The sequence below is a fragment of the Maribacter sp. X9 genome (assembly GCF_048537565.1).
GTDB lineage: Bacteria > Bacteroidota > Bacteroidia > Flavobacteriales > Flavobacteriaceae > Maribacter.
In genome coordinates this window covers 1,202,822-1,223,583 of record NZ_CP183215.1, presented here as the reverse complement: position 1 = coordinate 1,223,583, position 20,762 = coordinate 1,202,822, and the positions used below count along the sequence as shown (strand labels likewise).

General features: G+C 41.8%; 17 protein-coding genes. 11 read left to right on the top strand and 6 right to left on the bottom strand.

The genetic code is table 11. The features are described from left to right. Positions 1 to 12 precede the first annotated feature (12 nt). From ACNR9Q_RS05200 to ACNR9Q_RS05190, 3 genes are read left to right on the top strand one after another with little or no spacing between them, the layout of a single operon-like run. Entirely contained in the window at positions 13 to 336 is a 324-nt protein-coding gene (locus ACNR9Q_RS05200) for an ArsR/SmtB family transcription factor (protein ID WP_419213555.1), read from the top strand. Positions 337 to 352: 16 nt separating this feature from the next. Beyond that, on the top strand, positions 353 to 841 hold the full coding sequence (locus ACNR9Q_RS05195; RefSeq protein WP_419213554.1) for a DUF6428 family protein: 489 nt from the start codon (positions 353 to 355) through the stop codon (positions 839 to 841). A gap of 10 nt (positions 842 to 851) precedes the next feature. Continuing rightward, positions 852 to 1,349 carry an N-acetyltransferase family protein gene (locus ACNR9Q_RS05190; protein ID WP_419213553.1) on the top strand — a complete coding sequence of 166 codons (498 nt, stop codon included), beginning with the start codon at positions 852 to 854 and terminating at the stop codon, positions 1,347 to 1,349. Between the two features lies 1 nt (position 1,350). Here the strand turns inward: ACNR9Q_RS05190 and ACNR9Q_RS05185 are convergent, their stop codons facing one another. From ACNR9Q_RS05185 to ACNR9Q_RS05170, 4 genes are all read right to left on the bottom strand, one after another. Next, positions 1,351 to 3,168 carry a GNAT family N-acyltransferase gene (locus ACNR9Q_RS05185; RefSeq protein ID WP_419213552.1) on the bottom strand — a complete coding sequence of 606 codons (1,818 nt, stop codon included), beginning with the start codon at positions 3,166 to 3,168 and terminating at the stop codon, positions 1,351 to 1,353. Positions 3,169 to 3,251: 83 nt separating this feature from the next. Further along, positions 3,252 to 4,499 (bottom strand): aspartate kinase, encoded by a 1,248-nt coding sequence (locus ACNR9Q_RS05180; RefSeq protein ID WP_419213551.1) that lies wholly within the window; start codon positions 4,497 to 4,499, stop codon positions 3,252 to 3,254. A 35-nt stretch (positions 4,500 to 4,534) separates the two neighbouring features. Next, entirely contained in the window at positions 4,535 to 5,017 is a 483-nt protein-coding gene (locus tag ACNR9Q_RS05175) for an N-acetyltransferase family protein (RefSeq protein ID WP_419213550.1), read from the bottom strand. A 633-nt stretch (positions 5,018 to 5,650) separates the two neighbouring features. Further along, positions 5,651 to 6,073, bottom strand: coding sequence for a TerB family tellurite resistance protein (locus ACNR9Q_RS05170; RefSeq protein ID WP_419213549.1), 423 nt, complete (start codon positions 6,071 to 6,073; stop codon positions 5,651 to 5,653). Between the two features lie 102 nt (positions 6,074 to 6,175). Between ACNR9Q_RS05170 and ACNR9Q_RS05165 the strand changes: the two genes are divergently transcribed. From ACNR9Q_RS05165 to ACNR9Q_RS05145, 5 genes are all read left to right on the top strand, one after another. Further along, positions 6,176 to 7,201, top strand: a complete 1,026-nt coding sequence (locus ACNR9Q_RS05165) for a ligase-associated DNA damage response exonuclease (RefSeq protein ID WP_419213548.1) — start codon at positions 6,176 to 6,178, stop codon at positions 7,199 to 7,201. Further along, positions 7,198 to 8,925 (top strand): ATP-dependent DNA ligase, encoded by a 1,728-nt coding sequence (locus ACNR9Q_RS05160; protein WP_419213547.1) that lies wholly within the window; start codon positions 7,198 to 7,200, stop codon positions 8,923 to 8,925. The genes ACNR9Q_RS05165 and ACNR9Q_RS05160 overlap by 4 nt, the downstream gene beginning before the upstream one ends. Before the next feature lie 33 nt (positions 8,926 to 8,958). Next, positions 8,959 to 11,430 (top strand): ligase-associated DNA damage response DEXH box helicase, encoded by a 2,472-nt coding sequence (locus tag ACNR9Q_RS05155; protein ID WP_419213546.1) that lies wholly within the window; start codon positions 8,959 to 8,961, stop codon positions 11,428 to 11,430. 529 nt (positions 11,431 to 11,959) lie between these two features. Beyond that, entirely contained in the window at positions 11,960 to 12,631 is a 672-nt protein-coding gene (gene pdeM / locus ACNR9Q_RS05150) for a ligase-associated DNA damage response endonuclease PdeM (protein ID WP_419213545.1), read from the top strand. Positions 12,632 to 12,688: 57 nt separating this feature from the next. Continuing rightward, complete coding sequence (locus tag ACNR9Q_RS05145; protein WP_419213544.1) at positions 12,689 to 13,492, top strand: tryptophan-rich sensory protein; 804 nt, start codon at positions 12,689 to 12,691, stop codon at positions 13,490 to 13,492. Here the strand turns inward: ACNR9Q_RS05145 and ACNR9Q_RS05140 are convergent. Then, entirely contained in the window at positions 13,489 to 14,838 is a 1,350-nt protein-coding gene (locus tag ACNR9Q_RS05140) for a dihydrolipoyl dehydrogenase family protein (RefSeq protein ID WP_419213543.1), read from the bottom strand. The genes ACNR9Q_RS05145 and ACNR9Q_RS05140 overlap by 4 nt on opposite strands. Beyond that, a complete protein-coding gene (locus ACNR9Q_RS05135; protein ID WP_419213542.1) occupies positions 14,839 to 15,624 on the bottom strand; it encodes an SDR family NAD(P)-dependent oxidoreductase in 786 nt (261 codons plus the stop codon). Between the two features lie 130 nt (positions 15,625 to 15,754). Here ACNR9Q_RS05135 and mfd point away from each other — a divergent pair, with 130 nt between their 5' ends. From mfd to ACNR9Q_RS05120, 3 genes are read left to right on the top strand one after another with little or no spacing between them, the layout of a single operon-like run. After that, positions 15,755 to 19,123 (top strand): transcription-repair coupling factor, encoded by a 3,369-nt coding sequence (gene mfd, locus ACNR9Q_RS05130; RefSeq protein ID WP_419213541.1) that lies wholly within the window; start codon positions 15,755 to 15,757, stop codon positions 19,121 to 19,123. Between the two features lie 2 nt (positions 19,124 to 19,125). Continuing rightward, complete coding sequence (locus tag ACNR9Q_RS05125; protein WP_419213540.1) at positions 19,126 to 19,443, top strand: TerB family tellurite resistance protein; 318 nt, start codon at positions 19,126 to 19,128, stop codon at positions 19,441 to 19,443. A gap of 9 nt (positions 19,444 to 19,452) precedes the next feature. After that, positions 19,453 to 20,736 (top strand): APC family permease, encoded by a 1,284-nt coding sequence (locus ACNR9Q_RS05120; RefSeq protein ID WP_419213539.1) that lies wholly within the window; start codon positions 19,453 to 19,455, stop codon positions 20,734 to 20,736. Positions 20,737 to 20,762 lie beyond the last annotated feature (26 nt).

Here is a 20,762-nt window from a genome sequence, read left to right as displayed (position 1 = left end):
TACAAATAAGTTATGGGCATTACCAAGACACAAATTTTCAATGCGAAGCAGAATGAACTGGCTACTATTTTTAAAGTACTGTCCAATCCTGCCCGCATAGCGATATTGCAATATATAAGCCGGCAAAATTCATGTATCTGCAATGATATTGTTGACGAAATTGGTCTAGCCCAGCCCACCATTTCGCAACATTTAAAAGAATTAAAAACTATCGATTTGATCAAAGGTGAAATAGAAGGGAAAAAAGTATGCTATTGTATCCATCTAGAACGATGGACAGAAATACAGAACCTACTCAACTCCTTTTTCAATACCACAAAAAGTAATTGTTGTTAATTAAAAATCTATCCACATGAAAACAAAAGAATTTTTGAGCCTATTAAAAGACAACACAGATAAGAACCTGTTATTCGAATACAAACAGGGTGCCTTGGTCGGAGCCAATTATCATATTACAGAAGTGAAAAATATTACCGTAGATTCGGTCGACTGCGGCGCTGGTGTAGATTTTTGGAAAGAAACCATTGTCCAATTATGGGAAAGCCCAATGGAGCAGGATAAAAAAGAATATATGACTGCCTATAAAGCATTGGCTATTTTAAATAAAGTGGATAAAATAAAATCCATGGAAAAAGAAGGGGAGATAAAGTTTGAATACAGTAATACTTCATTTCATACTGCACAACTATTCGTTCTTTCCTATTCACTAAAACACAACAGCCTGTTATTTCATTTAGGAGTTCAAAAAACCGATTGTAAGGCCAAGGAAACCTGTGGGGTACCAGAAACTACCGAAGAGGCTACAGTTTCTTCTTGTGCACCTGGTAGTGGTTGCTGTTAATGATATGCATATGGAATCAACCATAAGAACTATGCGAGCAACGGATTGGGAATACGTTGCCAAGATTTATGAAGAAGGTGTTGCAACAGGTGTAGCCACCTTTGAAACAAAAGTTCCCTCCTTTGAGGCTTGGGACAAAGCGCATTTGAACATATGTCGGTTTGTTGCCGAAAATAAAGATGTCATCTTAGGTTGGGTAGCGCTTTCTCCAGTGTCAAGCAGATGTGTTTATGGTGGTGTTGCAGAAGTTAGTGTTTACGTTTCAAAAGATGCGAGAGGAAAAGGTATTGGCAAACAGTTATTGGAACACTTAATATCCGAAAGTGAGAAAGAAGGACTTTGGACCTTACAGTCCGGTGTATTCCCAACCAACCTTAGCAGTATCAAAGTACACGAAGCCGTAGGTTTTAGATGTATCGGTAAACGGGAACGCGTTGGCAAACTTAACGGACAATGGGTCGATAACGTTCTTTTTGAACGTAGAAGTACCATTGTGGGTATAGATTAGCTTATTCCTTTTCAGAGGATTGCGCTTCTAACAACCTACGCTCCAATTCTGCTTGGAATTCTTCCATAACCGGTTTAACGGTACTTTCAGGTAAATCTGCAATTTTAATGTACATTAATCCATCGACAGAATTATTGAACAACGGGTCTACATTAAAGGCGACAACCTTCGCATTTTGTTTGATATATTTTTTGATGAGTACCGGTAAACGTAAGTTTCCAGGTTCGACCTCATCGATCAAACGGTCAAATTTATTTAGATCGGCCTGGGTCTCATCAAAAACGAATTCTTTATCGGCATCATTTAGTTTTACCTTGAATTCCTTTTTAGGACGTATATATTGTGCCACATAAGGATCCCAATAGTTCGATTTCATAAACTCGATCATCAACGATTTCGAGAAATTGGAAAACTGATTACTGATACTTACGCCCCCGATTAAATATTTGTGCTCAGGAAATCTAAGGGTCGTATGCACGATTCCTTTCCAAAGCAAAAACAAGGGCATTGGTTTTTGTTGGTATTCTTTAGTGATATAAGCGCGCCCCATTTCTATGGAATTCTGCATCATCTCATAAAGTTCAGGTTCTACCCTAAATAAATCTTGAAGATAAAAGCCATCGATCCCATATTGTGGAAATATTTCAGAACCCATGCCCATACGGTACGCCCCAACAATACATTTTGCATCATCGTCCCAAAGAAAAAGATGATGGTAATAGGTATCGAACTTATCCAAATCTATTGAATTATTCGTGCCTTCTCCAATTGCCCTAAAAGTAACTTCTCGCTGTCTTCCTATTTCTTTAAGTATAAACGGCATATCCTTTTCCTTGGCCAAGAAGACTTCATAATTCTTGCTTTGTAGAAGACGGCAATCTTTTTCCCTAAGTTTATCGATTTCGCCCTCCATAACCTCTTTGCGCACTGCTTGGGCAATTTTTTTTGGTTGCTTGGGCAGTTTTAGGGACGTTGGCAATTGGTCGATTAAACGTTCTTTTTCATATGCATTAGAAAGTATGTATGTCTTACGACGTAAAAGATCCGTATACTCCCCTAAAGTTTCCTGCTCCTTCTGCGCGGCCACTGAAATAGGCTGCCCAATCCTTATTTTAATTGGCCTATGACTTTGGGAATAAACTTGAGAGGGAATAAGGGCAGTTCTAATGGAATCTCCCAATTTGGAAAAACGGTAGAACAATGGACTATTTCTGGCATGAAAATATATGGGAACCACCGGTACTTCGGCTTTCCGTATCAATTTCAAGGCGGCCTCTTCCCATGGTTTGTCTACAACCAACTTTCCCTCCTTATATGTAGAAACTTCGCCTGCAGGAAAAACACCTAATACGTGTCCGTCTTTTAAATGTTGAAGGGTATTCTTAAAACCGGCAATGCTACTTTTAGCATCCTTACGTTCAGTAAACGGATTTACGGGAATGATGTAAGGCTCCAACGGCATCATACGTTGTAATAAGAAATTGGCCATTATTTTATAATCCGGCCGTTGCTTCAACATCAATTTAAAAAGTAAGACACCATCAATAGCACCTAATGGATGGTTACTAATCGTCACATAGGCACCTTCTTTAGGTAACCGCTTAAAATCCTCTTCGGGAATTTCATAATCGATTTCAAAATGGTCCAAAATAGCATCGGCAAAGGCCTCTCCTTCCAAATGTGCTATGGAATCATAAAATGAATTGATACTTGAAATACGGGTGACTTTCAATAATACCCAACCAATGAAAGTACCAAATACACCATACTTCGATAGATTGATTGCGGTAGCAACTTCTTTAGCGGTAACTAAACCCATATTCTCATCATCAATTAGACTGTAAATATAGGAAAATAGCACTAGCGGCTCCTAGTTCCACATCTTGAAATGAGACCCAGTCGTTACTTGACCACAAGCTGTACCGTTTCGGTACCACGCTGCTCCAATAAAAGTTCATTCCCGTTTTGCAAAGATTCCAACGCCTTGGTATCAAAATGACGAATGGTGTATAGGGAAACATTTTCATGATAGACCACCTTGAACTTGCTTTTCAATTGGTGTAAAAGCGCATCCAAACCCCCGAATTTATTGTCCACACAGACGGAAAAACTAATCGCCGAATTCTGTATCAGGTCTACCTTGATCTTGTGTTCATGAAATAATTTGAATAGTTCACTAATGCTGTCCTCAACAATAAATGAAAAATCCAATGAAGACAACTTCATCAATACCTGGTTCTTTTTTACGATAAAACAAGGTACTTTAGGCTCAATACCAATGCCCTTTCCTACTGTTGTTCCTTTATCCAAAGGATTCACAAAAGATTTTACATGCAAGGGTATTTCCTTTCTTTGAAGTGGCTGTAACGTCTTAGGGTGAATGACCGATGCACCATAGAATGCCAACTCGATAGCCTCTCGATACGATATATTGTTCAATAACTGCGTCTCCTTAAAATAGCGCGGATCCGCGTTCAAAACTCCCGGAACATCTTTCCAAATGGTTACCGAATCAGCATTAAGACAATAGGCCAAAATCGCTGCCGTATAATCGGATCCTTCACGGCCCAAGGTAGTTGTGAAATTATTATCATCACTTCCTAAAAAACCTTGGGTTATATTCAATACCTTTTTATCTATAGTGGCAACATTCTCCTGGGTACGTTCCCAATTGACGGTAGTATCCCTATAATTGCTATCGGTCTTAATGAAGTTTCGTACATCCAACCAATTATTGGGAATACCTATTTCCTTTAGGTACGCGCTGATGATCGTGGTAGATATTAATTCTCCATATCCAACAACTTGATCATACACAAAATTATAATTGGGCGATTTGTTCCAAACTAAAAAGCCATTGATTTCATCTATAAGAATTTTAATATCCTTATATATTTTATGTTGTGTATTTGGAAATAATTCTGAAACGATGTCATGGTGATAATCTACCAACTCAGCAACTTTCGAGGGGATCTGTCTTTTATCATTAAAATAAGCATTGATAATATCTTCCATGGCATTAGTGGTCTTCCCCATAGCCGATATGACCAGTAAGGTGTTATCATAACCCACCTCTTTTAGCACCTTTACCACATTTTTTACTGCATCTGCATCTTTTACCGATGCTCCCCCAAATTTAAAAACCCTCATACTTTAATTTTAGCTAATCTTAATTTTATTGGTGTTTAAGCGATAGCGCTTAAATAATTCTCCATTCCTTGTTGGTCTAATTGTACTACATCCCAATCACGCATGACATTAGCGCCCTTACTCTCATAAAAACCAATGGCAGGTTCGTTCCAATCCAAAACCTCCCAGCAAATTCGTTTTACACCTAGTTCAGCACCGTATTTCACCACTTCATTCAAGAGAGCGGTTCCTAATCCACTACCACGCATTTTCTTGGTAACGATCAGATCTTCTAAATGAATTACCGGTCCTTTCCAAGTAGAATAGCGGGGATACACCAATGCCATACCAACAATAACACTATTCTTTTCGGCCACAAAACAGTGAAATAAGGGGTTCTTGCCAAACCCGTCTTTCTGCAAATCCTGTAAACTAACTTCCACTGCATTGTCCTCTTTTTCAAAAATCGCCAATTCATGAATCAACTGTAGCACTTGTGCCATATCCCCTCTCTGGGCCGTCCTAATTGTATACTCCATAATTGTTACAAATAAAACACAAAGTTATAAATTTATAAAATCAAAAAGAAACCAAAAGTAAAGGTTTCACAAAATACTCGATATTTGTATTCTAAATACACCCGCAAACCTCATCTAAAAGAAAGTAGACCCTAAGCGAATCTATTATCGAAAACCAAGATCCGTTCCCATACTCATCTCGAGAACTTTCTAAACTGAGCAATGCCATACACCAAGACGCGAAAGTGGTAAATCACGAAGTCAGTAAACTACTTCGGGCAAGCCCGCAAGACATTGAATGGAAATTCATGTTTGATTTAGACGCAGGCGTCGAAGCATTTAAATCTCGATTATCGAGTAAAGCTCCACTAATTAGGTATCGAAGAAAATCACTTTATCAGTATAAATAGTAATAACTAGAACTATCAGAAAAAATACATGTAGATATCGATCGTTTGGATGGTTACCCCAACATTGATGTTAAGGTATCGCTTGGAACTATTTTTTCTCTTTACCGTCCCTTAACACGGGTTGGAACTCCTGTAGCCATGGAAGGTTTTCTATAGCAGGGTTGAGAAATTAAAGGAATTTATAGACAAATACCATTAAAAAAGGAAGCTATAAGCTCCCTTTTTAGTTTCTGAATTTTTGTAGTTAGTGTTTTAATAGGTATTGATAATCCTCAAAATCGATCTTACCTCCAAAAATGGCTACAGAGCGTTCTATAACTTTATCTGCCTTATCTCCCGAAAACCCTAAGCCAATGGCGTATTTCTTAATCAATATCATTTCCTCATCATCAATTTCATGATCAGTGTAAATAATACGGAAAAAATCGAACAATCGTTCCAAACGCTTTTCGGCATCATGCGGTGCGTCTATTGGGTACTTGTTTTCCTTCTTCATTACCTCATCGAATTCAGCTTTGGTAATATCCAATTTCGTCGCAAAGCGATCCAACATAACTTTTTCTTCGGTACTTAATTCTCCATCAATAGCGGCCAAGGTAGCTAATGCAGCAAAATGCGCCAAATTTCTTCTATGCTCGCCACTAGTGTATAAATCTGCAATGGACATATTCTAATTTTTAATTATTGGACAAATATAATTTTTTTACAGGTCATAGTTTATATAGGGCACAACTTTGTTTACTGCCGAAATTCGTAACTTTCCATAGCTATGAAATCACCACTTTTACAATTCACGAACAAGGGTATCTACTGTAAAGAAGCCAAGGTCTATCTCGATCCCTGGAAGCCTGTGGACAAGGCCATTATTTCACACGGCCATGCAGACCATAGTCGTTGGGGCCATAAAAAATACATCACCCACCATAGGAACGTACCTATTATATCATACCGGTTGGGAGAAATTAATGTCACTGGCAAAGAGTGGGGGGAGACTTTTGTAATCAACAACGTAAAATTCAGTTTACATCCGGCCGGACATATCATAGGTTCCTCGCAGATACGGGTGGAGCACAAAGGCGAGGTCTGGGTCTTTACAGGCGATTATAAAACCGAAGACGACGGAATTTCCACTCCCTACGAACCTGTAAAATGCCATACGTTCATTACGGAATGTACCTTTGGACTACCCGCCTTTAAATGGACGCCACAAGCCGAAGTCTTTGAAGACATCAATAACTGGTGGGCACAGAACAGGGCGGAAGGGAAAACTTCCATTTTGTTCGGGTACAGTTTAGGAAAAGCACAACGGCTATTAAAATATCTGGATACGGATATCGGCAAAATTTACACCCACGGTGCCATTGAGAATATGACGGAAGTATTACGTCCCCTAGTCGATTTTCCGCTCACCACCCTCATCACCAAAGAAACCAAAAAGGAAGAACTTTTGGGAAATATCGTTTTGGCACCGCCCAGTGCCCATGGCGGAACATGGATCCGTAAAATGGTGCCTTATGTGACCGCCTCCGCCAGCGGATGGATGACCTTTCGGGGAGCCAGGCGCAGAAGGGCGATCGACAAGGGTTTCGTGCTGAGCGATCATTGTGATTGGCCGGGACTTTTATCAAGTATCAAGGAAACGGGTGCAGAGAAAATAATTTCCACTCATGGGTATACCGATATCTTTTCACGTTATCTACGTACCTTGGGCTACGATGCCCGTACCGAAGCCACCCAATACGGGGAGGAAGAAAATGAAGCTGCCCTCGCCTCTAAATCCACCTCAGCCGTATGAGAAATTTTGCACAGCTAATCAAAGCTTTGGATAGTACCAATAAGACTACCATCAAAGTACAGGCGTTGACCCATTACTTCTTGGAGGCCACGGATGCAGATAAGGTTTGGACCATCGCCATTCTTTCGCATCGTAGACCACCACGACCGGTAAATACGACTATGTTGCGAGAATGGGCATCAGAACTGGCCAGCATTCCACTTTGGCTGTTCGAGGAAAGTTATCATATTGTAGGTGATTTGGCGGAAACCATAGCCTTGGTGATTCCTGTAGCCCAACAATCTTCGGATAAAAGTTTGACAGAATTCATGGAGGAAATGATCGCCCTTAAGAAAAAACCGGACGAAAAGAAAAAAGCCTATCTGTACGAGAATTGGAAAATCCTCAACTATTACGAACGTTTCGTTTTCACCAAGCTGATTACCGGCGGATTCAGAATTGGCGTCAGTCAAAAACTGATGACCAGGGCCTTGGCCAAAGCCACTGAAATTGACGAGGATATCCTTGCTTATAAATTAATGGGGAATTGGGACCCCAATACCATTTCCTTCCAAGAACTGATTTTGGAGGAAAATGCAAGTGATTACCTTTCCAAACCCTATCCATTTTATTTAGCTTATGCCATAGAAGGAGAAGCACAGGACTTGGGTGAGGTTTCGGATTGGTCCGTAGAACATAAATGGGATGGAATTCGGTCTCAAGTCATTCTCAGGAATGATGAATTGTTCGTATGGAGTCGGGGCGAAGAACTGGTGACCGATAAATATCCGGAGTTTGAAAAATTCATCGGTACCATTCCCAACGGGACCGTTATCGACGGGGAAATACTTCCCTTTCCTAAAGGAAACATCGGCACGTTTAATGACCTTCAGACCAGGATCGGACGCAAAACGGTTTCCGCTGCACTGCTCAAAAAGGTGCCGGTCATTTTAAAAGCCTACGATCTTTTGGAATGGCAAGGCAAGGATATCCGGAACAAACCCTTTTGGGAAAGACGGAAATTGCTTGAAAAATTATTCGAAACTGTTACTTCTAAGGAGGCGGAGAACTCAAAGGATGTTTCGACGACACCCCATCCCCCGAACAATGAAAAGAAAGCCCCTGAACAAACCCGAAGTGACATCCCGCTTCACCTCTCCAAAACCATGTACTTTAACACTTGGGAAGAAGTGGCCGAAGAACGGGACCGCTCAAGGGACAAACACAGTGAAGGGTTGATGCTGAAGCGCAAAGATTCCCCCTATTTGGTAGGAAGGAAAAAAGGGGATTGGTGGAAATGGAAGGTCGACCCTTTGACCATCGATGCCGTACTCACCTATGCCATGCGAGGTCACGGGAGGCGGAGTAACCTGTTCACCGATTATACCTTTGCCCTTTGGGATGAAAACGAAATTGGAGAAAAAGAACTGGTGACTTTTGCCAAAGCCTACTCTGGTTTAACCGATGCCGAATTCAGAAAACTCGATGCTTGGATCAAGAAAAATACCTTGGAACGTTTTGGTCCGGTACGCAGTGTAACCCCGCACCATGTCTTTGAAATTGCCTTTGAAGGAATCGCCCTTTCCAAACGTCATAAGAGTGGGGTCGCGACCAGATTCCCTCGAATGCTAAGGTGGCGGAAGGATAAGAATATCCATGAGGCCAATACACTAACGGACCTTAAAACACAAATACCCAATATGAACACCGTGGAAACCAAAACGGATAAAAAAAGCACCAAATAATCTCACTAGAAAAATAACTTCGCTTCGCTCGCAATGGCCACTAGAGAAGAACTCTTCCATATCGCAGAAAATTGGTTCCAAGATCAGCAATGGAAACCTTTTAAATTCCAAAAAGATACTTGGAAGGCCTTTCTACAGGGTAAAAATGGCCTGTTGAACGCGCCCACCGGAAGTGGTAAAACGTACGCTTTGTGGTTTCCCATCGTTTTAAATTATATCCGAAAAAATCCGGAGTATAGAACCAAACACAAAAAAGGATTAAAGGCGGTCTGGATAACACCTTTACGCGCTTTATCCCAAGAAATCAAACAATCTGCGGAACGGGTCACAGCAGATCTAGGCACTCAAATGACCGTAGGCATTCGCTCTGGGGACACCTCTACCAAAGAAAGGGCACATCAAAAAAAGCAGATGCCCGATCTATTGATCACCACCCCAGAAAGTCTGCAACTGTTGCTGGCCACCAAGGGCTATGATAAGATTTTCAAGGACTGTACTGCCATTGTGGTCGATGAATGGCATGAACTGTTGGGCACCAAACGCGGTGTACAGATGGAGTTGGCCTTATCGCGACTCAAAACCATTTCCAAAGACTTACGCATCTGGGGAATATCGGCTACCATCGGTAATTTAGAGCAGGCAAGGGACGTGCTTTTAGGACCGGAATCCAAAGCCCTGGAAAATTCCATATTGATCAAGGCGAACCTCAACAAAAAAATTACGGTCAAGAGTATCATTCCTGAAAAAATGGAAACCTTCCCCTGGCGTGGCCATTTGGGGTTGCATTTATTGGAAGAGGTCATACCTATCATCAATAATTCCAAAACAACGCTTTTATTCACCAATACCCGAAGTCAATGTGAAATCTGGTTTCAGAAAATATTGGAAAAGCATCCGGAATATGCCGGCGAAATGGCCGTGCATCATGGTAGTATCAATAAAGAGACCCGGGTTTGGGTAGAAAACGCCATCCGCAACGAAAGTTTGAAAGCGGTGGTTTGCACCTCGAGTCTCGATTTGGGGGTCGACTTTGCGCCCGTAGAAACCGTTATCCAAATTGGCGGACCAAAAGGGGTGGCGCGTTTCCTTCAACGTGCAGGTCGTAGTGGCCACCGTCCGGGCAAGGAGAGTGTCATCCATTTTCTGCCCACCCACGCCATCGAACTCATCGAGGCATCGGCCCTGCAAAAGGCGGTCAAGGAAAATACGGTCGAGGACCGCCTCCCCTACCTCAACAGTTATGATGTACTACTGCAATATTTGACCACGCTGGCGATTTCTGACGGATTTTATCCCAAGGAAATCTATCAAGAAATAAAACAGACCTTTTGTTATCAGGCCGTAAGTGAGGAGCAGTGGCAGTGGCTCTTGAATTTTTTGGTCATGGGCAGTCAAAGCTTACAGTCTTATGACGAGTATAAAAAGGTGGAAATTGAGGACGATGGAAAATTTGTAGTGACCAACAGGGGCGTGGCCATGCGGCACCGCTTCCAAATTGGAACGATTGTGGGCGATGTCAATTTGGCGGTCAAATATCAAAAAGGTGGCTATATTGGCTCCATTGAGGAGTTCTTCATTTCCAAACTGAACAAAGGCGATGTTTTCACCTTTGCGGGCCGGAATCTAGAGTTCATCCGGTTGAAGGATATGACCGTTCAAGTAAGAAATTCTACCAAAAAAACCAACAAGGTTTCCAGTTGGATGGGCAGCCGCTTGACGCTATCCGCTCAAATGTCGGAATTACTTAGAAATGAGCTTTACAGTTCCAATCTATCCCCCGAAAATCAATCCGTTGAAATTCGTTCGTTGGCCCATCTTTTTGAACGGCAACGTAGGGAGAGCATTGTTCCCAATCCCGATGAATTCCTGATTGAAACTTTTAAGACGCGTGATGGCTGCCATCATCTTTTTTATCCGTTCGAAGGGCGTTTTGTACATGAGGCCATGGGCAGCCTTTTTGGCTATCGCATCAGTTTGCTCACTCCCATCACCTTTTCCTTGGCGTTTAACGATTATGGTTTCGAGCTATTATCGGACCAGCCGATCGATATGCAACAGGTATTGGACAATGACCTGTTCACTACCGATTATATGCTGAGCGACCTTCAAAAAAGTTTGAATTCTACCGAAATGGCACGACGTAAATTTAGGGACGTGGCCATAATCAGCGGTATGGTCTTTACAGGCTACCCTAAAAAAGTTATTAAAATGAAACATTTGCAAAGCAGTTCTCAATTGCTTTTTGATGTATTTCGAGATTATGAGCCTGATAATTTACTGTTTCAACAAGCCTTTACCGAAACCTTTGAGCATCAATTGGAGGAAGGTAGATTACGCCTTTCTCTAGAGCGAATAGCGGATCAGAAAATCGTTTGGAAGGAATGCGAAAAAGCTACCCCCTTCTCCTTCCCTTTAATTACAGACCGTATGAGCCGTGAAAAACTTTCCAGTGAAAAACTAGAAGATCGTATCAAGAAAATGGCGGCGCTGTTGATGAAGAAATAAGAGCTCCTAGCCTCCAAAGGGGGCATTTTGGAAGAAAACGAAAAGAATACATTGCATTGAGAACCCTTTGGAACTCGCAAGGCTTCTCGATACATTTTCATTTCCGCTAACGCTTCAATGAAAACACTCGAAGTGACAACACGACTTTAAATTCTATTATTAATATAAAAGTACACTGTCAGTTCGAGTGATTTATTCTTGGAGTAAATGAAATAATAAATTGCATTGAGAACTCTTTGGAACTCGCGAGGCTTCTCGATACATTTTCATTTCCGCTAACGCTTTAATGAAAACACTCGAAGTGACAACTCGACTTTAAATTCTATTATCGAAATAAAAATACAAAGTCAGTTCGAGTGATTTATTCTTGGAGTAAAACGAAAAAAATACATTGTATCGAGAACTCTTTGGAACACGCGAAGCTTCTCGATACTAATTTCTTCGTGCCTTGAAATTAACTCGAAGTGACAAACTAGTTTTAAACATCCGAACCATTCCATAACCTAACTGTTTCCCGTAATTTTGCAACATGACCCATTCCATCCACATCTTGGAGCAAAATTTCAAAATGTACTATAGCGGCGTCCTGTTTTGGGACGAGCAATCGATGCTGATCATTAGCGATGTGCATTTGGGCAAGGTTTCCCATTTTCGTAAATATGGGGCTGCGGTTCCGCAACAAGCCGTGCAGAAAAACTTTGATGCCTTGAACGAAGTGGTGGACTTTTTCAAACCCAAGTCCATCGTATTCCTTGGCGACCTGTTCCACTCTTCCCTCAACAGCGAATGGGAATTGTTCGAGCATTGGGTCAAAGGAACATCGGCCAAAATCCTCTTGATCAGTGGAAACCATGATATCATTTCCCCGTTGAAATATGAAGAAATGGGAATAGCGGTACTCCCGGAATTAATCGTCGCTTCCTTTTTAATGACCCACCATCCGGAGGAACGTGATGGACTTTTCAATTTTTCGGGCCATATTCATCCGGCGATTCGGTTGACCGGTTTGGGTCGGCAGTCCGTGCGGTTACCTTGCTTTTACAAAACCCATCAGCAAATGATACTTCCTGCGTTTGGGGAATTTACGGGCGCCTACACCTTAGAACCTTGTGAGGGCTGTGAAGTTTTTGCACTTTTAGGAGATGCCGTACTGCCCGTACCGATCAAGGAGGTTAAAAAGAGACGTTCATACCGAAAATAGTTCGTTTCTTTTTTAAAAAAGCATGAAAGATTAAAACAATCCCACTAGCTTTAGTGTATGAAGAAAAGATTGGCTGTTCTTAATTTGGCCTCCGTTATTTTGGCCATCGCCGTGAACTACATTTCACAGGCTGTTTCGTTTAATAACACCACCATTGGTGAGATCAGTGCTAGATATGAAAATCTTTTTACCCCGGCGAGCTACGCTTTTGCCATTTGGGGAGTTATTTTTTTAGCGTTAGTCGCCTACGGCATCTTTCAAGTGCACAGGGCGTGCTTCAGCAAAAAAGAAAGTCCGTTCATTGAACAGACCGGTTACTGGTTCGCTTTGGCCAATGTCTTGAATTGCTGTTGGGTGTTCGCTTTCGTCTATGACTTCACGGGGTTATCCGTCATCATTATGTTGGGAATCTTATTTTCCCTAATTAAAGTAATCCTGAATACGAATATGGAGCGCTGGGATGCACCTATAGCTACGATTGCTTTTGTGTGGTGGCCCATTTGCTTATATAGTGGATGGATAGCCGTTGCCACCATAGCCAATATTTCGGCCTATTTGGCAAAATTGGATTGGGATGGCGGACCCTTTTCGGAAGTTTCTTGGACGATTGTCATGATCGTCATTGCAGTGCTGCTCAACTTAGCGATGATATGGAAACGGAATATGCGCGAATTTGCCGGCGTTGGCATTTGGGCACTGTTCGCTATTTACATCAGGCATCAAGATTCCTACAATTCCATTGCCTATACCGCATTAGCTGGCGTCGTAATCCTGTTCATTGCCGTTTCCATACATGGCTATAAAAACAGAGCGACCAATCCCGGGAAGAAACTGCAGGAACGATTGGCACAAAAATCCTAAACCATACTTTTCACATCGTTTGCCCAGGAGGGATAGGAAAATATGGTCGATTTGATATCCTTATCGGTCATTTTGCTATTTATGGCCATGGTAAAAATATTAATGGTTTCCGCAGCTTCAGGCCCTAACAAATGGGCTCCTACAATCTCTCCGGTCCTATCGTTCAGAATAATTTTATGGGCGTATAAAGGGGCATTGATGCGTTTGGCATTGAACCAATCTGGCGTAATGCTAAAGTTTACCCTTATATTCTTATAGCGATTTCTGGCCTCTTCCTCAGAATAGCCTACCGTTGCCAAATTTGGAAGTGTAAATACCACGGATGGAATAACGGGTACTACAAGTTCTTTCTTGTTTCCATTCAAAATATTCTCCGAAACCACATAACCTTGACGGCCCGATAATGGTGTCAAAGGCACATCTTTGTCCGACACATCACCGCAAGCGTAGACTCTCGGATTACTTGTGCTTTGTAAAAAACTATTGGTTTCCACCCCAACTTCATTATACGCTACATTTCCTTTTTCCAAATCCAGTTCAGCCAACGCCGGAACCCTCCCGGCCGTATTAAAAATAGCATGGGCCGTAAGTTCTTTTTTAGACCCTTTTTCCTCGTAGGATAGTTTGTATCGTTTTCGTTTCTTTTTTAGGGAGGTAGGTTCCGCACCAAAGATAAATTTTATCCCCAATGCCTCAGAATACTTGGTCAATTCCTTGACCAAATCGGCATCAAAATGCTTTAAAGGTCGTTTGCCCATATCCATAACCGTAACTTTTGCCCCGGCCCTGGCGGCCATATGGGCAAACTCCATTCCAATATAACCTGCGCCTAGGAACACTATACTTTTCGGAAGCTTTTTTAGGTTCAGGAAGTCATCACTGACCTTCAAGTGCTTTTCGCCGGATATCGAAAGGGTTCTTGGAATTTGACCGGTTGCGATGACGATTTGGGCCGCCCTCACCAGTTTACCTTCCACCGAGAGGGTCTGCTCATCAACAAATTTGGGGGATTGATGGTATAATTTGAGCCCCATCTCCTTCAAAGATTTTTCTGTGCTAGGAGGAACACTATCTGTATAATTGCTTTTGAACTTCTGCAATTGCTTCCAATCAATTTTGGTATCTCTGGCGATTCCCTTTCCTCTTAAATTCTGGTTAAATTCAAACGCTTCGGTAGCCCCCAATAAAATTTTTTTTGGATCACAGCCTCTATTGGCGCAGGTTCCACCGAATTCACGATTATCGGCAATCGCTACTTTTTTACCCGCTTGTATACAGGTCTTGGCCACGGTTTGACCGGCACTACCGCTGCCGATTACAAAAACATCGAATTTTTTAGCCTTCATTTAAAATGCTGTTTTAACTACACCTCCATCTACTTTTAGCGCGGCGCCATTCGTAGCTGAGGATAACGGACTTGCCACATAGGTTACCATATTGGCCACTTCTTGGGTAGTCGCAAATCGCTGAATTAAAGAAGTAGGTCTTTCTGTTTTAAAAAATTGGTTTTCCACTTCTTCTTGTGACTGGTCTTCGCCAATACCTGCAAATTCCTTTACGCCTTCGGATAATGTGGGTCCGGGTAAAACGGAATTGACTGTCACCTTAGTTCCTTTGGTAGTTTCTGCAATTCCCCTAGAGATGGCCAACTGTGCTGTTTTCGTCATACCATAATGCACCATTTCTTCGGGAATGTTGATTCCACTTTCGCTGGAAATGAAAATAATACGGCCCCAATCCTGTTTCAACATATGCGGTAAAAAAGCTCTTGATAGCCGTATGCCACTCATCACGTTCAAATCAAAGAATCGCTGCCAATCTTCATCGGGGATATCTAAAAATTGTTTCGGTTCAAAAATGCCCACATTATTGATCAGTATATCTATTTCTCCGGCTGCTTGTATTAATTTATCTATATCGTTCGGATTGGAAAAATCGCAAGGAACACCAGAAACCTTTGCCGCATTTATATTCTTGTTGATTTCACAAAGAGCCTCTTCCACACTTTTTGCACTTCGGCCATTAATAATTACCTCAGCTCCTTCACGCAATAAGGTTTCTGCGATTGCCCTACCTATTCCTTTCGTAGAACCTGTTACCAATACTTTTTTATTCTTCAGTTGTAAATCCATCGTTCTTATTCATTTTTTTTCGTAACTACCAATTTCCATAAATTTTGAGTCAAACCCTACCTCATATTCGATAAAAATGAATCGTATCGGTTACTCAGGTATCATTATCTTTGCAGAAATATTTTAACTGTTGAGTCATTCTTCTATCCAACAACGGTACGATCAGTCTTCCCAAACCGGAAAACTGCAGCAAGCTATTGCTCAAGCTCAGGCATCGGCCTCTAAAAAAATACCTCTAAAAGGACTTACCGGGTCTTCTTTATCCTTTGTTTTGGCCAGTATTTTCAAAAAAGAGGACAGGCCTTTTCTAGCAATTTTCAATGATAAGGAAGAAGCTGCCTATTATTTGAACGATTTGGAGCGATTGGTCGGTGAAAACGATGTGTTGTTTTATCCGGGAAGTTACCGTAGACCGTATCAAATCGAGGAAACGGACAACGCCAATGTACTTTTACGTGCCGAGGTGTTGAACCGTATCAATTCCAGAAAAAAGCCTGCCATCATCGTCACCTACCCCGATGCCCTTTTTGAAAAAGTGGTCACCCGTAAGGAACTCGACAAGAATACCCTGAAAATGAAATTGGGAGATTCGCTTTCTTTGGATTTCCTGAACGAAGTGCTGTTTGAATATCAATTCAAACGCGTAGATTTTGTGACGGAGCCCGGAGAATTTTCGGTACGCGGTGGTATCGTAGATGTATATTCCTTTTCCCATGACGAGCCTTACCGCTTGGAGTTTTTTGGGGATGAGATAGACAGTATCAGAACTTTTGATGTAGAAACGCAACTGTCTAAGGAAAAAGTGAAATCCATCACCATTGTGCCTAATATGGCCAATAAGTTTTTGGTGGAAAAACGGCAAAGCTTTTTAAGCTATGTGGCCGACAAGACGTTGGTCTTTTCTAAAAATACCGACTTGCTGTTTGACCGCTTAGACGATTTCTTCGGGAAGGCGAAAGAAGCTTTTTCAAAACTTTCCAAGGATATTAAACATGCAGAACCCGAGGAATTATTCATGGGCGGGGCGGAGTTTAAAAAGCATCTATCGGATTTTCTATTGATAACCCTAGATTCTCAACGAGACGATTCTGATACCATTTCCTTTAACACAAAACCACAGCCTTCCTTCAATAAAAAGTTCGACCTTCTTATTGAAAATCTCAACGCTTATAAGGAGAAAGGCTATACCAATTATATGTTTTGCGCCAGTGAGCAGCAGGCCAAACGTTTTCATGCCATTTTTGAGGAGGTTAATGAACATGTTCATTATCAGACCTTAGTCTTCCCATTATTCCAAGGGTTTGTGGATGATGAACAAAAATTGGTCTGTTATACCGATCATCAAATCTTTGAGCGCTACCATAAATTCCACGTAAAGAACGGTTATGCCAAAAAGCAGGCGATTACCTTAAAGGAATTGAACAAATTGGAAATTGGGGATTATGTCACCCACATTGACCATGGCATCGGTAAATTTGGCGGGTTACAGAAAATCGATGTGGACGGTAAAAAACAGGAAGCCATCAAATTGATGTATGGCGAGCGGGATATCTTATATGTTAGCATTCATTCCCTACATAAAATTTCCAAGTTTAATGGCAAGGATGGAGCGGAACCGAAAATCTACAAATTAGGTTCTGGTGCCTGGAAAAAAATCAAGGACAAGACCAAGAACCGCGTTAAGAAAATCGCTTTTGACCTAATTAAAGTGTACGCGAAGCGAAGACTGGAAAAAGGCTTTCAATACAGTCCCGATAGTTATTTGCAAAACGAACTGGAGGCTTCTTTCATTTACGAGGACACCCCCGATCAAAGTTCTGCCACAGAAGATGTAAAAAAGGACATGGAAAGCGAACGACCCATGGACCGACTCATCTGTGGGGATGTTGGTTTTGGTAAGACGGAGGTGGCCATACGTGCCGCTTTCAAAGCGGTCGATAACGGCAAACAAGTCGCGGTGCTGGTACCCACGACCATATTGGCCTTTCAGCACCACCGCACCTTTTCAGAACGATTAAAGGATATGCCGGTAACCGTAGATTATCTGAACCGTTTCCGTACCGCTAAAGAGAAAAAAGAAACCTTGCAGAACCTAGAGGCCGGCAAAGTGGATATCATCATCGGTACCCACCAACTCGTCAACAAAAATGTAAAGTTCAAGGATCTGGGGCTGTTGATCGTTGATGAGGAACAGAAATTTGGCGTAGCGGTAAAGGACAAATTAAAATCGATCAAAGAAAATGTGGATGTCTTGACCCTAACGGCAACCCCTATTCCGCGTACCCTGCAATTTAGTTTAATGGCCGCGAGAGACTTATCTACCATTACCACGGCACCCCCCAATAGATACCCAATCGAGAGTCAGGTGATCCGTTTTAATGAGGAAGCCATTCGCGACGCAGTGAGTTATGAAATTGAGCGTGGCGGACAGATATTCTTCATCCATAACCGTATCGAGAACATAAAGGAGGTCGCCGGGATGATCCAACGCCTGGTACCCGATGCCAAAGTAGGTATTGGCCATGGACAGATGGAAGGTAAAAAATTGGAAGCACTGATGCTTGGTTTCATGAACAGTGAATTCGATGTATTGGTGTCCACCACTATTGTCGAAAGCGGCTTAGATGTCACCAATGCCAACACCATTTTCATCAACAATGCCAATAATTTTGGATTGAGCGATTTACACCAAATGCGTGGTCGTGTGGGCCGGGGCAACAAAAAGGCATTCTGCTATTTTATTACCCCCCCGTATGATGTCATGACCTCCGATGCCCGCAAACGAATCGAAGCGTTGGAGCAATTCACCGAACTGGGCAGTGGTTTCAATATTGCCATGAAGGATTTGGAAATTCGTGGTGCGGGAGATCTATTGGGCGGTGAACAAAGCGGTTTCATTAATGAAATTGGGTTTGAAACCTATCAGAAAATATTGGCCGAAGCCATTGATGAGCTTAAGGAAAATGAATTCAAAGACCTTTACGATGAAGTTGAAGGTCCGCACGAAAAAGTATTCGTAAAGGAAACTCAAATCGACGCTGATTTTGAGCTGCTCTTCCCCGATGATTACATCAACAATATTACGGAAAGGTTAACCCTATATACCGACTTGAACCAAGTGAAGGACGAAGAAGCCCTTCAAAAATTCGAGGGACAATTGGTAGACCGTTTTGGGGAGCTACCCGATGAAGCGCAGGATTTAATGAATTCCGTTCGTATAAAGTGGATCGCCAATAGTATCGGTTTGGAGAAGATCGTCATGAAACTAGGGAAAATGATCGGCTATTTTATTAGTGACCAACAATCGGCTTTCTATCAGACCGAACGTTTTACCAGAGTATTGCAATATGTACAATCGCATGCACAACAATGTAAAATAAAGGAAAAACAGACCCGAAATGGACTTCGCTTATTATTGGTATTCGAAAATATACGATCGGTGGATAGGGCGTTATTGGCCATGCAACCTTTTGAAATAAAACAAAAAGAACCGGCTTAAAAATGAATTTCGAAATTTCTGAAAAACTCGCCATTGTCAACTTGGTAGATTCCGTCATTATGGCCGATGGTGAAGTTCATGAAGGCGAGATAAATGCCTTTAGTGAATTGATGGAAGTGATTGATTTTGATACTAATTTTCTACTACAGGCCCGTAATTTGAATACGGAAAATAGCATTGGCCTACTTAAAGATATGTCAAATGAGAAGAAGAATAGGTTAGTCAAGATTTTGGAAGACATAGCCATTTCCGATGGTTTTGTTCACGAAAAGGAATTAGAGGTTATTAAACATGTAATTTCATCTATCGGAACAAATTAACTAAACAGCATGAGTGATAAAATCGGTCTTAAGGAAGCAATGTCGATTGGTATTGGCGGTATGGTCGGCGGTGGTATTTTTGCTGTTCTAGGATTGGCCGTTTCACTTGCACAGGGAGGAACACCGGTTGCTTTTCTCATTGGTGGCATACTGGCACTTTTAACCTCTTACAGTTACGTGAAAATGTCTTTGGTGTACCCAGACCGAGGGGGTACGGTGAAGTTTATCAATGAAGGTCTTGGGAAAAATGTTTTCAGCGGCGGACTCAATAACCTACTCTGGATCAGCTACATCATCATGCTGGGATTATATTCATCAGCTTTTGGATCCTACGCTCCCAACCTTTTTTCCATTACAGGCAGTACTACCATCGATTCGCATATTTATTCAAGCGCTATCATCCTTTTGGCTACGGGTATCAATTATTATAGCATTACCGTAGTCAGTAAAATTGAATCCTATGCCGTGATCATCAAATTAATCATTCTGATAGGTTTTATCGGGGTAGGAACTTACGGGTTGATAGGTAACCCCAATCTCGAAAATTTCAAGCTCTCCCACTGGGAAGGCCCCATCAATCTATTAACAGGAGGAATGGTCATTTTTGTGGCCTATGAAGGCTTTGAACTCATTGCCAATTCGGCATCGGACATTATCGACCCGAAGAAAAATATACCAAGGGCCTATTACTGGTCGGTACTTTTCGTCATTGTGCTCTATATGATCATTTCGGCCGTTACTATTGGCTCCCTTTCGTTTTCAAAAATATCAGATGCACAAGATTATGTATTGGCAGAGGCTGCAAAACCCATGTTAGGGCAGGTGGGGTTTACCGTTATGACGGTTGCGGCCCTAATTTCCACCTTCTCCGCCATCAACGCCTCTCTATACGGAGGCAGTAGGGTAAGTTATGAAATTGCGGAAGATGACGAACTCCCCCATGAACTTACCAGTCAATTTTGGAACCAACCAATAGGTTTGGTAATCACTGCCGCGCTTACCTTACTTTTAGTAAATACCCTGAATTTAGAAAGTATTTCTACCTCGGGCAGTGTGGGCTTTCTTATCATTTTTGCACTGGTCAATTATAGCGCCTATAGATTATCGGATAAAGTAAATGCCAAAAAATCCATCACTTTCGCTGGTTTCTTGTTGTGTTTGGTGGCCAGTATCGTATTGGTCATCCAACAGTTTTCGGCTAATCGAACCGGTGTAATCGTATCGTTATCCATCGTATTTATTTGTTTTTTGATGGAATTCATTTATAAGAAAACTAAAAAGGAAAATTCTTAGATTCAAAAGAAATCCACAACTTCTCG